The sequence below is a fragment of the Desulfobacula toluolica Tol2 genome (assembly GCF_000307105.1).
Taxonomy (GTDB): Bacteria; Desulfobacterota; Desulfobacteria; order Desulfobacterales; family Desulfobacteraceae; genus Desulfobacula; species Desulfobacula toluolica.
The window spans coordinates 297,389-310,893 of record NC_018645.1 but is presented as its reverse complement, the minus strand read 5'-3'; the positions used below and the strand labels follow the sequence as shown (position 1 = coordinate 310,893).

Genomic DNA, 13,505 nt, shown 5'->3' with positions numbered 1-13,505 from the left:
TTTCATCCATGTTTGCCCACAACAAAGATCGAAAATCTCTGTATGAATCTTTGAAAACTTTCATATAAAAATATTTTTTAACTAAACATCATCATACGTCTTTGGTTTATTAAATCAATCAATCTTTTTAATTATGAGCTTTTGATTTCAAAAAAAGTTTATCTGCCGCTCCTTACCCCCATAACATGGATAAGCTTGAAACAACAAAAATCAGAGATAAGAATGTTGAGGTTGATCTTGATACGGAATCCTTCATTATTCAGTTCCCAGGTTCACAGGCCCGAATTGTGACGGGCAACCTTATTCGGAATGCATTTCAGTATACCTGGCGCGGCAGGGTACAGATCACCCAGGCTGGCAACTGCAAGGACACTTTCTTAAGAATGAATGTTTAGTTCACAGGCGAGACCGTAATTTTTTTTTGCAGCGGTTCCGACTTATTAACAAAGCCGGAACCGCCCATGTAAGATAAAAAGGGAGTAATACAAGAGGCGGGATGCCTGAAATTTTGTATCTATTCTATTTCAAATGCACGTTCGCCGTGAAGGGCATTGTCAAGTCCGGCAAATTCTTCCTCCCTGTCCACCCTCAGTCCGTTGGTCAGCATCCGGGTTACCAGCACCACGATAAGAGTGGCCGTTGCACTGAAAGCAATGGTGCCTACAATGGACAAAAACTGAATCCAAACCTGTCCCGGATTGCCGTAAAACAGGCCTGCCGCCCCTTCAGTGATGGAAGGGGATGCAAAAAGCCCCGTGGCCATAGCTCCCCACATCCCGCACAGGCCGTGTATGCCAAAGGCGTCAAGAGAATCATCATATCCCAACTTCTGCTTGAGTACGGCAACGCCGAAAAAACCGATGATGCCTGCAACAGCCCCGATTACCAGGGCCCCTGCCAAAGTGACAAAGCCTGCAGCAGGGGTTATACCCACAAGACCCGCGATGGCACCGGATGCAAGCCCCAGAAGGGTTGGTTTTTTGCTGTGTTTCCATTCAACAAACAACCAGGCCAGCCCACCCATGGCAGCAGCGGTATTGGTGACCAGGAATGCAGAAGCAGCAATGCCGTCTGCTGCCAGTGCGCTGCCGGCATTAAATCCAAACCATCCAAACCATAACAAGCCAGCGCCAAGGGCAGTAAAACTGACGCTGGACGGAATCATGGATTCTTTTCCATACCCGTTTCGCTTCCCGAGAAACATGGCCAGCACCAGCCCTGAAACACCCGCGTTGATGTGGACAACATTGCCGCCGGCAAAATCAAGGGCACCGATCTTATGCATCCATCCGCCACCCCAGGCCCAGTTGCAAACCGGTGTATATACAAAGGTCACCCATAAAATAGTAAATACAATCCATGAAGAAAATTTCATCCTGTCGACCACGGATCCCAGGATAATGGCAACACCAATACAGGCAAAAGTCATCTGGAACAACACAAAAATAAGAGTGGGGATGGTCCCGGATACGGAATGAATATCAATACCGCTCAAAAAAAAATATTGCAGATTGCCGATAAAAAGGGTTGAGCCCTCACCAAAAGCAAGGGAGTATCCCCACCCAACCCAGACAATACTGGCAAGACAATAGGCAACCAGAATCATGGCAATGGTATTCAGCATGTTTTTATACCGTGACATACCGCCATAAAACAAAGCCAGGCCTGCCGGAGTCATCATCATGACCAGGGCGGTTGATATGGTGACCCAGGCAGTATCTCCCGTATCAATGACTCCTGCTTCTGCAAAGGCACGAGTCGCTGTTAAAAGTACTCCCCCTGAAGACATCAGTATTTTTTTTCCCAACATGATAACGATCCTCTCTTTAAAATCATATTTTCTTTTCAGCTTGTGTCTTTTATTGCATAGAGCAAACCCTGTGCCAGGAAGCGTTCAAAGAATATGACATAGTTTATAACATTCTGAAACCATACGATAAATTTGATGTTTTATATTTAAGAAGAGCAAAAGCTCTCAGTTAATTATCAAATTTATTACGAATTTGAATTTTTCATACTCAAATATACATACAAAAATGTTATATTTCTTTTTGACTCTATTTTAAATTTGATAATTAAGAACAAAAAAACCTTGCCTGGCTTATGGCGGGATGAAAAACAACATATTTGTAGAAAACTGCAAGAGCTAACCTTTGATGGTACAAGGAATATCACCGGGAATGATATCAGGACAGGGAATCAGGATATCCAGCCTGATGGATTTGTAACATAGAAAAACCAATGTTTGGCAAACAGTTCCGTATCCTGTTTGATCTCTCGTGAGTCATAAGTTTTTTAAGTGGATTTAAAGAATTATCATCCACAAATATGGCAAATAGATGAGAATACAATATCTTAAAATTATTCATATATTTTTGCTGTATCATGCAGCATCCAGAAATATTCCCATATTGTATTATTTCATTATTATGTCCAACATTCTGCATAAGATCGATATGAGTTGTTTCTTTTGTCAATACCCCAGATTGTTTATATCAGTCTGGTATTTTAGGTTTAAAAATTACAGGTGGTCGATAAATACAAATATGCTTGATGATGTACCAATCGTCCAAAATCCATGATATAACAACGGCAGTGTTTATGACTGAAATAATTACAGATTGATACAAAACAGACAAAACTGCTGATATTGGTGACTACAAATACTTAATGACGTTCCGGTCAAGATGAGCCGAATATCATCAAGAGTTAATTCCTCAATTATTTTTTTATCAATAAGATATTATCTTGTAGCTTAGTGGTGTGTCGATATCCAGAAAAATTATTAACCAATAAGCACCTATACTAAAATTTTTTCCGATCCCAGCTTTGAAGACGGCCTTTCAATCAGGAAAATTCATTGTTATATAAAGGAGGGAACTTTTGTCCAGGTGTTTAGGCGTTTACTTTTTATCAAGAAAAGTATAAAAAATTTATCAGGCGATAAACTCATCCAGGCTGGTTAAGATGTACCATTTGGCTCAGGAACAGATTGTTTTTAGCAATAGTTTATCCAGGTTTGCAGCAAAAATGTTACGATTTTTCTGAGTGAGTGCTGGTGGGCCACCAGTTTCAATACCACTTGATCGAAGAGTCTCTTTGAAATCTCTCATCAAAAGAACTCCACGAATGGTATCCTTGGAATACAACTCTCCCCGTGGATTAAGTGCGTGCCCTCTTTTTTCCAATACCTTGGCTGCCAAAGGGATATCACTTGTAATTACAATGTCGTCAGGGCATACCCTGTTTACGATTTCATTGTCTGCTTCATCAAATCCCGGCACCACTTGAATCAGTGTAATCCATTTTGAACGTGGAATATACATCTGCTGATTTGCAACAAGTGTCAAAAAAATTCCAACCCGCTGGGCGGCTTTAAACAAAATATTTTTTATCACCACAGGGCATGCATCTGCATCAACCCATATCCTTCTATGCCCCATCAATTCACCCCAAGCTGAAATGAATGGGGTTGACATAAAATTTTCATGAAGAAATCTTTACAGGAACAGAGGCAATAATAGAAGAGGATTTGATTTTTTCAGCAGACATCATGTCCACAATTCTGTTCATGGAACTTAAGATCATCAATTGTTCCCATTCCTCCAAATGTGTAAAAGAATCCGCAAATGTTTCCTGAAGAGGTGGAGGTGCAAGATCAAGGATATGTCGACATTTTTCAGAGAGCGTAATCATAACACAACGTTTATCCAGATCACTGCGCCTTTTGATGATCAAAGACTTTTTTTCCAGTCTGTGTATGATATCGGTTACGGTTCCCTGACTCAAACTGACCTTTCGTGCCAGTTCGGAAACAGCCATTTCTCCGTTTAACAATTCTTGAAGAATGATCAGCTGAGGACCAGTCAAACCAAAATTTTTGTCCAGGCGTTTTGAATGCATGTCAATTGCCTGTGTAATTTTTCTTAATAAAACCAGAAGTTCCCTGCAACGTATATTTTTAAGCTGATCCAATTTTATATCCTTATTTTTTTCCATCCTTTTAAATTGACACTTTTTCTCTTATTTGATTGATAATCATCTTAAAAGCAACAACTTTTTATACTTCAAGGAGATCAGCTCAGCTTAATGCAATCATTGAGGATGATGATTCCTCATACAAACTTCTGCAGGCAGTTATTCAAATCACCCTAATCAACTGATTTGAATTCATCACGCTCAAAAAAGAAAGATGTTTCTCCAAAAGCCGGTTTTAATTCATTAATCCAGCAGGCATTTTCATCATATTCAGCAAAAAACGGTTTTTTCACCCAGTCAGGAGACCTGCCCTGTATCAAAGACATTGCAATGTACTTTTTACCGTTAATATCAGGTATGCCATCGATTTTAATCTTTCCGGGAAGTGCTGACATACTAGGCCCCCTTACAGTTCTTGCAAGACCGCTCACACGACTGAACGCCTTTCTGAAAATGTCATATGCCTTGATCAAAGGGATGGAAAAAAATATGTGAGATCCGGTATCCCTGGGAATAAACATATAATAGGGGATGATTCCAAGATTCACCTGATCAATCCACATTTTTTCCCAGATATCAGATGAGTCATTTACATTTTTTAGAACCGGCGACTGGGATCTTATAACGGCACCTGTCTGTTGGATGCGTTTTACCGCCTCACGAAAAGCATCGGTGGACATCTCCCTGTAATGATTAATATGCGCCATTATGGAAAGATGAAGACCGGAATCAGTAATTTTTCTGAAAAGTTCCAGTATTTTTTCAGAATCATTATCCGTCAGATACCGGTAAGGCCAGTAAGAAAGCGATTTGGTCCCGATCCGGATTGTTCTGAGATTGGAAGGCCCTGATTCAAGCAAAGCATTAATATAAACCTCCAGCCTGCCTGCACTCATAGTCATGGGGTCACCGCCGGTGAAAAGGACATCCGTGATTTCAGGATGATGTTTCAGGTATTCAATAAAAATGTCCGACTGTTTCAATGCTATTTTATGCCCACTCATTCCGGTAAACTGTGGCCACCTGAAACAAAAGGTACAATAAGCATGACATGTCTGACCCTGGGCCGGAAACACAAGCATGGTTTCCTTGTATTTGTGCTGGATTCCACTGACTTTATTTCCGGCAAGCACCGGGACGTTAAAATCAAGCTGACCTGCCGGGTGGGGATTAAGTCCCTGCCGGATTTCATCGACTGTCCTATCAATTGTACCCGTGTCTGCACCGGATTCTAACAATCCTGAGACAAGTTCGAAATGTTCCGGCTCCAGCAGCCTTTTTTGAGGAAAATTAATGGCAAACAATGGGTCCTTGTCATAGTTATCCCAATCAATGAGTTCATCAACCACATAATTATTCGTTTTAAAGGGCAAAACCCTGCCAACGACATTCATATCAAATGAAGCCGTTTCAGGCAAAGATTTCAATTTTGAAATCTTTTGATAATTCTTGAGTGTATAGGGCCTATATTGCATAAAAGAAAATCTCCCTATTATTTAGATTGTATCCAAAGTAATTTAAACTATTATGCCAACAAATTAATTTGGAGTCAATGCTTTTCAAAAAACATCTTATCTTTAAATTAAAAGCATTATAAGCTGATATAAAAATTTTAACGGCAAATTATCATTCCTACACAAATCATTCTTTAACACACACATTCACGATTCAATTCTTAAATGGCAAAAAAATTTAACTTTTCCAATTGCATTGCGAATTGAAAATCAACACAATTTATCTTGACTATATTGTTTTTAACATCTTATTATAAAAGTTTCATTTTTAATCAATCATATGAAGGAGTACAGTCATTATGCTGCAGGAAAAAAAAATAGGATTTATCGGAAGCGGGAATATGGGCGAAGCATTAATCAGCGGCTTAGTTCTTTCCAAGGCAGCAAAACCTGAAAATATTATATGTTCAGACGTTGCAGAAGACCGTTTAAAAGAACTCCAAACAAAATACAAGGTCGTAACAACCACGGACAATATTGAAGTGGTAAAAAAGTCTGAAATCATCGTCTATGCCACAAAACCTCAGATTTTAGGATTGGTCTTAAAAGAGACCGCATCCGCTCTTGACACATCAAAACTGATCATTTCCATTGCCGCCGGTGTTCCATTGGCCGCCATTGCATCAGGGCTTAAAAAGGAACTTCGGCTGATCCGGGTCATGCCCAATATCTGCGCCTTTGTCAAAGAGAGCGCCACTGCAATTGCCGCCGGTGAATACGCCACAAAAGAAGACATAGCACTTGCACGGGCTATTTTTGATTCTGTCGGAAAAACCGTCTTTATCCAGGAAAACATCCTCATGGATGCTTTTACAGGATTAAGCGGCAGCGGCCCTGCCTATATTTTTACAATTGTTGATGCCATGGCAGACGCTGGTGTCAAAATGGGATTATCAAGAAAAGATTCCCTGTTCTTATCGACTCAGACAGTGCTTGGGGCTGCAAAGCTCCTGCTTGAATCCAAAGAACACCCGGGGCAACTCAAAGACAGGGTTTTATCTCCCGGCGGCACAGCCGTTGTGGGCATACACACCCTGGAGCAGGGAGGGCTTAGAACCACCATGATCAATGCTGTGGAAGCTGCTGCAAAAAGGTCAAAAGAGCTGGGAGATATGATGGTAAAAGAATTTATAAAAAACAATAAAAAAGACTGCTGAAAATCATTCGGGACAAAAACACATCTTATATGGTGTTTTTGTCCCGAACTTTTTTTGCAATTAAAAACTCCAAGACAAGTATTATAATAACTGCTTAAACGTCAAGCTCCTTTTTGAGCCAATCCCTTACATTTCCATCAACCGCATATACCCCCTTATACTTGCCGATTCCATTCATAAATTCTTTTTCAAGATTTTGGGGCAGCTTGAAAGTTCCCAGTTCTTCGGAATCAAACCCCCGCCGTCTGACCAAGGTTAAAATCGGTATTTTTTTCCATGTATTAATGACGAAATAGACGGTTTCATTACTATTGTCCCGTGAATTATAATAGGCCTGTGATCTTAACGGCCCCCACTCAAGATGAAGCGCAATGGCCTCTTCCGGTGTCATGTCCCAGTCTACGGAATTGATCAGATCATAATTTTTTTTTATATCATTAAGACTCATCGTCGCCTCCAATTAGTGTTTTAGTTAATCCACTGTTTCAGGACTACTTTTATAAAATCACTTTTATAAAACCAATTCGACATACTACAACAACATAATATAGTTAATAGCAAATTTCGTGCCTGCACACGACAGAATCATAAGACGGCTTTAAACACAGGAATTATAACCATTGGCGAGAATAGGAAATCAAAGATATAAAATAATTGGCACAAAAAATGAGACACACTTGGTGATACAAAAACGTATCACCAAGTGTGTTGGTTACAGCTTAGCAGTTTACCAGTTTTCACACAGCAACTCAAAAAAGCCTGCCGGTTTTACACAGGCAGGGCATTTTCTGGGTGCTGCTTTTCCAGTGTGAATATATCCACAGCTCAGGCAACGCCAGACTCTTTCGTCGTCTTTTTTAATCACCCTGTCCGTTGCAATATTCCCGGCCAGTTCAAGGTAGAGCTTTTCATGATGCTTTTCAGCAACAATAATATTAACAAACGTATCTTTTGCCCTTTCAAAGCCTTCATCTTCAGCAATTTTAGCAAATTTGGCATACATATCCTCACTGACATACTTTTCCAATGCTGCCGCTGAAAGAAGATTGGCATATGTATCCTTGATAACACCGGTGGGAAAGGTCCATTTGATCTCAAGCTCACCCCCGTTAAAAAATTTAAAAAACCGCAGGGCATGTTCAAATTCCTGATTCGCTGTTTCATCAAATATCTTTGCTATCTGGATATACCCTTCATCCCGGGCTTTGTTTGCAAAAAAATCATACCGTGTTCTTGCCTGGGTCTCTGCTGCAAAAGAGGTATGAAGATTAATTGCTGTCTGACTTTCCCTGAATTTAACCATGGGCACCTTCTTTTTTATTCTTCAATAATAATGGCATCTGCACCGCATTCATCTGCTGCACGGCGAACGATCTCTTCAAGATGTTTTGGAATATCATCTATTTTAATCGTAGATTTTAATTGATCTTCATCATATTCAAAAACTTCAGGACAAAGATCGTTACAGTTTCTGTCACCCATGCACTGTTTTGTAATGGTTACTTTCATCTTAAATTTTCCTCCTTTTAAAAAATTAATTTAACTTAACCTTAACTTAACAACCCACACCTTACTTGCGCACCCAGGCGTGGTATTTTGCGACCCATGCAAGTAATTTTTTAGGTGCATGGGTTTTCTTCCATAAACCTGCTGCATACTTGTTGGCTTCTGCCATGGTAGGATAAATATGGATGGTCCCAAGAATTTTATTCAATCCTATTCCATGCTTCATTGCCAATACAAACTCGGAAATCACATCTGCTGCATGATGCCCCACAATGGTGACCCCCAATATTCTGTCCTTTCCCGGCACGGTCAAAACCTTTACAAAACCATGGTCTTCAGAATCTGCAATGGCCCGGTCAAGATCAGCAAGTCCATATCTGGCCATTTCATAATCAATGCCGGCAAGGTTTGCATCTGTCTCATTTATTCCCACCCTTGCCACTTCAGGATCAGTGAAAGTAGCCCAGGGGATGATACTGTAATCCACTCTGAATTTTTTAAATCCGCCAAACAGTGCGTTCACAGAAGCATACCATGATTCATGAGCTGCTGTGTGGGTAAACTGATACCGACCATGAACATCTCCACAGCAATAGATATTGGGAAAATTGGTCTGCAAAAATTCATTGGTTTTAATTGATTGATTGCCTTTCAACTCAATCCCCAGCTCTTCAAGGCCAACCCCCTTAACATCAGGAACCCTTCCAAGAGCGATCAATATTTCGTCAAATGGTATTTTTACCTCTTTTCCATCATGGTCACAGACAAGTTTTTTCTCCTCCCCCAAAACATCAATAGCTCTGGCTGAATGATTCAAAAAAAGTGTTATACCCTCTGCCTGAAACCGGTCCAAAATAATCTGAGCCGCGTCCGGGTCTTCCTTTTTCATTATCCGGCCGCTTCTCTGTACAAGTGTCACATTTGATCCCAGTCTTGAAAAACCCTGGGCCAGCTCACACCCAATAGGTCCGGCACCCAGCACCAGCAGTTTTTTCGGCAGGGTCCTGATATCCCAGATTGTATCCGAAGTCAGATAGTTTATCTTTTCCAGGCCCGGCAGGTCAGGCACCATAGGGGTTGCACCGGTTGCGATAATAATATTTTTTGTGGTGAATATTTTATCATTCACACAAACTTCAAACGGGGATATGATTTTTGCTTTACCATGAATACAATCCACACCCAGCCCGGTATACCGCTCAACCGAATCATGAGGTTCCACTTTTTTAATAACAGATTGAACCCGCTCCATGACCCTTGCAAAATCAAACTCTACCGAGGCCTTGTCAAACCCGTACTCTTCTGCTCTTTTGACACGGGAAAGAAATTTAGCACCGGCAAGCAAAGCCTTGCTGGGAACACACCCGGTATTGAGACAATCCCCCCCCATTTGATGAGCCTCAATCAAGGCTACCTTTGCTTTGACGGCTGCTGCGATATAGGAGGCCACAAGCCCGGCAGAGCCTGCACCTATGACAACCAGGTTATACTCATATTTTTTTGGCTTCATAAATTTTGAAAAAACTTTCCTCTGCCTAACTGCCGATATAAAGCGTCTGGCAATAATCGGAAAAATACCCAACAAAACAAAGGAAAAAATAAGTTTTAACGATAAAATTCCACCAGCTGATTCTATTTTTGCCAAATGGGTTCCGGCATTCACATAGACAATGGTTCCTGCCAGCATTCCCACCTGGGACACAATATAAAACACACTGGTGCGAAGAGCCGTTAATCCCATGACCAGGTTGATCACAAAAAAAGGAAACACCGGCACAAGCCTTAAGGCAAACAGGTAAAATCCACCCTCTTTTTCCATCCCCTTGTTAATGGCATCAAGGTTTGATGAAAATTTACGCTGAACCCAGTCTTTGAACATATACCTGGAAAATAAAAATGCCAGGGTTGCACCTGTGGTGCTGGCAAAAGAGACCAGAACAGTTCCGTAAACCAGACCGAATAAAGCACCTCCTGCAAGGGTCATAACGGCAGCACCCGGAAGAGACAATGCCGCCATTAGAACATAGACTGCCATGTACATAACCATGGTTAAAGCTTTATGCTGACGGTAATAGCCCTCAAAGAAATCCAATTGACTTTTCAGGTTGACGAACGAAAAATACCGGTCCAGATCAAACAAAAAAAACAGGACAATTACACCTGCGATGACCATCAACAGTATAATTTTCACTCCCAAACTTTTTTTCATCCGTCATCTTCCCTTTTCAGCATTTAACAGCAACAATCAAAATATCTATGCCACCTTTTCAATGGCTTGAAATTTCTTCATGAATTTGCGGTCAATATAGTCTTTAATTATGAATGCAATTTTCCCGCCAAACACGAAATTATTTTTCTTTAATACACCCTGGCCTCCACCGATGTTGAAAATCAACAAATAATCAGGCCCGGGGTCAAAAGGCTTAAGTTCAGCGCCTTCCAGGGCAGCCATCAGATTGTGCATCAGGATAGGATTCTGCCGAACCGCATAAACCCCGACTTTATCCAAAGGCTGATCCTCAAAATAGATACAATCTCCGCCTCCAAATATTTCAGGATAATCTGTTGACTGAAGATATTGATTCACCAGAAGTCCTTTATCCGGCCCCACAGGCAGACCAGATGCCTCAAATATAGTTGAAGGCTTAACCCCCATCGCTATAAAAAGAAAATCTGTTGAAAATGTGTCACCTGATTCAAAATAAATTTCATCTGGTTGAATCTGTTTTACATACCCTGTTTCATGAATTTGAACCCCTCTTTTTTCAAGCGAGGAAATAATTTTCAATCTCACGTTCCCGGGAAACCGTGACATGAATTTTTTACCGGCAAAAATATGAATATCAGGCATATGCCGGTTTGTTTTTTTTGCCAGCTGCCATACATTGCCTGCAACTTCGGCAGATGAAGGGCCGCCACCGACAATGCTGATATTTATTTTTTTTTGTGCAAACAGGGCTTTGAGATTATCTGCCGCATCCATCAATTTTTCAATGGGCTTAACCGGATATATATGATCATTATTTTCAAACGCTTCCGGCATGGGAACATAACTGCCCGCATTAAAGGAGATTACGTCATAGGAAACTTTCTGCCCTGTATGTGTGTAAACCTGTTTTTTTTCAGGATCAATCCGGACAACTTTATCCTTTACAAAAACACCCCCCTGTCTTTGAACCACCTCTTTGGTGGCAAACCGGATATCTTCAGGAGTGTAAGTTCCGCCCAGCATTCCGGGCCCCATACCCGAATAATAGTGACAAACAGAAGGCCCTATAACGGTTACTTTCACCCCTTTTTCAACAAATTTACCGATATTTTCAAGGGTCATCATATGCGCATGACCTCCTCCGACAAGCACAAGATTTTTGTTCAAATTCATTCTCCTTTTAGGTATGAGCTTCAAATTACATGGGACATCCGGGTTACATGTTACCTTCAGGTTCTTTGTGACATTCAGGCTAAAGAGCATCCATTAGTTTACCCAGGCTTGCCAAATGCGCTTTTTCTTCATTGGCAATTTTATTGACCATCGCTTTTGATTCCTTGTTTTCAATTTTCAAAGCAACTCTCTGATACAGATCCAGGGCCTGGGCCTCGATTGACATGGCAAGGGAAATTACTTCAATTTCAGAATCAAGATCAGGCTTGAAAAGATCAAGATATTCTTTTGTCGTCATACCACCTTCCAAAGCCTTTGCTTCAACCATTGTTTCAAACTTATCCTTACTCACTTTCTCGGCACTGATCTCATTATATGCCTTATAAATAGACATCTGATGTTTCACTTCGATTTCAGATAATTTGCCAAAAAGATCTTTCACCTGTTTCTTTTTTGCTTGTTTTTCCATGGTATTATAAAATTCGCATAACCCCTGTTCAAGAGAATATGCCACTTTTAACACATCCAGAGGTTCTTCTTTGCCACTGAAAAGGTCCATTCCAAGATCCTGGGGGCCAATTGCGGTTTTCGCCTGCCAGGCCTTTATCCCGCCTGACACATTAAATACGCTTTTAAACCCCTTTCCGGCAAGCATCTGAGCAGCAACACGGCTGCGCCCTCCTACTGCTCAATAAACCAGGGTGGGACGCTCGGGGTCAAGCTCACCCAGCCGGTCCGACAGCTGGGGCAAAGGAATAAGGACGGCACCCGGAATATGGCTATCCTGGTATTCCGATGGCTGCCTTACATCCAGTATGGTCATCTGTTCTCCCGGATGTTGAGAAATATAATTTTCCGTCTCTTTAAAGTCTAACGATTTAGCAGGTGTAAAAAACTGCATCCATTTCATATCAAATCCTCTTTTTAAATTTCATATCAATATTAAAACCGTCTATTCTTTATACCCTTAACTTAACCAAGCGATTTTAATGACTTGGTACTTGCACCGCACACAGGACATCTCCAGCTATCCGGAAGATCCTCAAATTTTGTTCCCTTTGCAATCTTTCCTTTTCTGTCTCCTTTATCAGGATTATAAAGATAACCGCAATTCACTGTTTGACATTGGTATATATCCTTGGGTTCAGCCACTTTGAATTCCTTTCTTCCTTCACATATTTAAAGTCATTTCTTTTTGAAAACCATTTCAGCTTCAATACTTTTCACATTTAACTTCCTCACGAATATTGCCCTCTTTGTATCAATCAAGAGAAACTCTTGTATCATGCCACAACAATACAAACCTGTCTCAAAGCCATCCGGACACCAGACATCATAATAAAGATTGGAGCAATACAATACCCCGGTCAAAGGCGTGATTCAATTTTTTCTTGCGAAAGCATACGATTTAACCGGCACAAAACAATCATTAAAATCAAAGGCATGGGATGTTATCCCATGCCGCATATGTTTTATTGCCCAGTGATACGCTTTGGTATTGGTGATCTATTCACTCATCCGCATTTGTATCTTCTTGAACATCCGCATCCATAATCATCATGCACTCATGACATTCAAGTTCGATATTGGGCACATCTCCATACCGTTTTTTAATTTCCTCTTCAGACAGGTGAGACACTCCTGAACATCCACACTGGGGGCAAGACGTTTTTATTCTGTATTTTTTTGTCATAACAACCTCCCGGCATTCGATTTATTCTGTTTTTTTCAATCCTCTCCCTTGATTTGAGGATCATTTGGCTTTCCTTCGCAATCCGGCGTATAGCAGGAATTATCAACAAAGGAACAATCGCTCTTGCAGGACGGGCACTCTTCGGGCGGGGTATCTGCTTCAAGCGTATACCCACATTTACTACATAACCAGCTGACCATTATTTTTCTCCTTTTTTTAAACAAACTATTTTTGCCTGATGGATAATTTTCACATCTGTTCTGATGTTATTCTTA

General features: G+C 40.9%; 14 protein-coding genes. 1 reads left to right on the top strand and 13 read right to left on the bottom strand.

The annotated features are described in order from the left end of the window. Positions 1-514: 514 nt before the first annotated feature. From TOL2_RS01450 to TOL2_RS01435, 4 genes are all read right to left on the bottom strand, one after another. Positions 515-1,810 (bottom strand): ammonium transporter, encoded by a 1,296-nt coding sequence (locus TOL2_RS01450; protein ID WP_014955786.1) that lies wholly within the window; start codon positions 1,808-1,810, stop codon positions 515-517. Positions 1,811-2,981: 1,171 nt separating this feature from the next. Further along, positions 2,982-3,479, bottom strand: coding sequence for a YaiI/YqxD family protein (locus tag TOL2_RS01445; protein WP_232508031.1), 498 nt, complete (start codon positions 3,477-3,479; stop codon positions 2,982-2,984). Between the two features lie 7 nt (positions 3,480-3,486). Continuing rightward, entirely contained in the window at positions 3,487-3,975 is a 489-nt protein-coding gene (locus tag TOL2_RS01440) for a MarR family winged helix-turn-helix transcriptional regulator (RefSeq protein ID WP_232508030.1), read from the bottom strand. 176 nt (positions 3,976-4,151) lie between these two features. Further along, positions 4,152-5,453, bottom strand: coding sequence for a KamA family radical SAM protein (locus tag TOL2_RS01435; protein ID WP_014955783.1), 1,302 nt, complete (start codon positions 5,451-5,453; stop codon positions 4,152-4,154). Positions 5,454-5,791: 338 nt separating this feature from the next. On the opposite strand from TOL2_RS01435, the gene proC reads away from it, so the two are divergent. Beyond that, positions 5,792-6,649, top strand: coding sequence for a pyrroline-5-carboxylate reductase (gene proC, locus TOL2_RS01430; RefSeq protein WP_014955782.1), 858 nt, complete (start codon positions 5,792-5,794; stop codon positions 6,647-6,649). Positions 6,650-6,743: 94 nt separating this feature from the next. Here proC and TOL2_RS01425 read toward each other — a convergent pair whose 3' ends face one another. The 9 genes from TOL2_RS01425 to TOL2_RS25080 all read right to left on the bottom strand — a co-directional run bounded on the left by TOL2_RS01425 (position 6,744) and on the right by TOL2_RS25080 (position 13,430). Beyond that, positions 6,744-7,097 carry a DVU0772 family protein gene (locus TOL2_RS01425; protein ID WP_014955781.1) on the bottom strand — a complete coding sequence of 118 codons (354 nt, stop codon included), beginning with the start codon at positions 7,095-7,097 and terminating at the stop codon, positions 6,744-6,746. A 279-nt stretch (positions 7,098-7,376) separates the two neighbouring features. Then, on the bottom strand, positions 7,377-7,952 hold the full coding sequence (gene rbr / locus TOL2_RS01420) for a rubrerythrin (RefSeq protein ID WP_014955780.1): 576 nt from the start codon (positions 7,950-7,952) through the stop codon (positions 7,377-7,379). Positions 7,953-7,966: 14 nt separating this feature from the next. Further along, positions 7,967-8,158, bottom strand: a complete 192-nt coding sequence (locus TOL2_RS01415; protein ID WP_014955779.1) for a ferredoxin — start codon at positions 8,156-8,158, stop codon at positions 7,967-7,969. Positions 8,159-8,219: 61 nt separating this feature from the next. Then, on the bottom strand, positions 8,220-10,364 hold the full coding sequence (locus TOL2_RS01410) for an FAD-dependent oxidoreductase (RefSeq protein WP_014955778.1): 2,145 nt from the start codon (positions 10,362-10,364) through the stop codon (positions 8,220-8,222). Positions 10,365-10,409: 45 nt separating this feature from the next. Continuing rightward, positions 10,410-11,531 carry an NAD(P)/FAD-dependent oxidoreductase gene (locus TOL2_RS01405; protein WP_041279192.1) on the bottom strand — a complete coding sequence of 374 codons (1,122 nt, stop codon included), beginning with the start codon at positions 11,529-11,531 and terminating at the stop codon, positions 10,410-10,412. Between the two features lie 85 nt (positions 11,532-11,616). Next, on the bottom strand, positions 11,617-12,447 hold the full coding sequence (locus tag TOL2_RS01400) for a rhodanese-like domain-containing protein (protein WP_014955776.1): 831 nt from the start codon (positions 12,445-12,447) through the stop codon (positions 11,617-11,619). Positions 12,448-12,509: 62 nt separating this feature from the next. Next, on the bottom strand, positions 12,510-12,689 hold the full coding sequence (locus tag TOL2_RS01395) for a rubredoxin (RefSeq protein ID WP_014955775.1): 180 nt from the start codon (positions 12,687-12,689) through the stop codon (positions 12,510-12,512). Between the two features lie 358 nt (positions 12,690-13,047). Then, complete coding sequence (locus tag TOL2_RS01390; protein WP_014955774.1) at positions 13,048-13,230, bottom strand: hypothetical protein; 183 nt, start codon at positions 13,228-13,230, stop codon at positions 13,048-13,050. A gap of 35 nt (positions 13,231-13,265) precedes the next feature. Next, entirely contained in the window at positions 13,266-13,430 is a 165-nt protein-coding gene (locus TOL2_RS25080; protein ID WP_014955773.1) for a rubredoxin-like domain-containing protein, read from the bottom strand. Between the last annotated feature and the right edge of the window lie 75 nt (positions 13,431-13,505).

Coding starts and splice junctions, on each gene's coding strand:
- TOL2_RS01415 (WP_014955779.1), bottom strand. CDS start 8,158: ATGAAAGTAACCATTACAAAACAGTGCATGGGTGACAGAAACTGTAAC.
- TOL2_RS01410 (WP_014955778.1), bottom strand. CDS start 10,364: ATGAAAAAAAGTTTGGGAGTGAAAATTATACTGTTGATGGTCATCGCA.
- TOL2_RS01435 (WP_014955783.1), bottom strand. CDS start 5,453: ATGCAATATAGGCCCTATACACTCAAGAATTATCAAAAGATTTCAAAA.
- proC (WP_014955782.1), top strand. CDS start 5,792: ATGCTGCAGGAAAAAAAAATAGGATTTATCGGAAGCGGGAATATGGGC.
- TOL2_RS25080 (WP_014955773.1), bottom strand. CDS start 13,430: ATGGTCAGCTGGTTATGTAGTAAATGTGGGTATACGCTTGAAGCAGAT.
- rbr (WP_014955780.1), bottom strand. CDS start 7,952: ATGGTTAAATTCAGGGAAAGTCAGACAGCAATTAATCTTCATACCTCT.
- TOL2_RS01425 (WP_014955781.1), bottom strand. CDS start 7,097: ATGAGTCTTAATGATATAAAAAAAAATTATGATCTGATCAATTCCGTA.
- TOL2_RS01450 (WP_014955786.1), bottom strand. CDS start 1,810: ATGTTGGGAAAAAAAATACTGATGTCTTCAGGGGGAGTACTTTTAACA.
- TOL2_RS01445 (WP_232508031.1), bottom strand. CDS start 3,479: ATGTCAACCCCATTCATTTCAGCTTGGGGTGAATTGATGGGGCATAGA.
- TOL2_RS01390 (WP_014955774.1), bottom strand. CDS start 13,230: ATGACAAAAAAATACAGAATAAAAACGTCTTGCCCCCAGTGTGGATGT.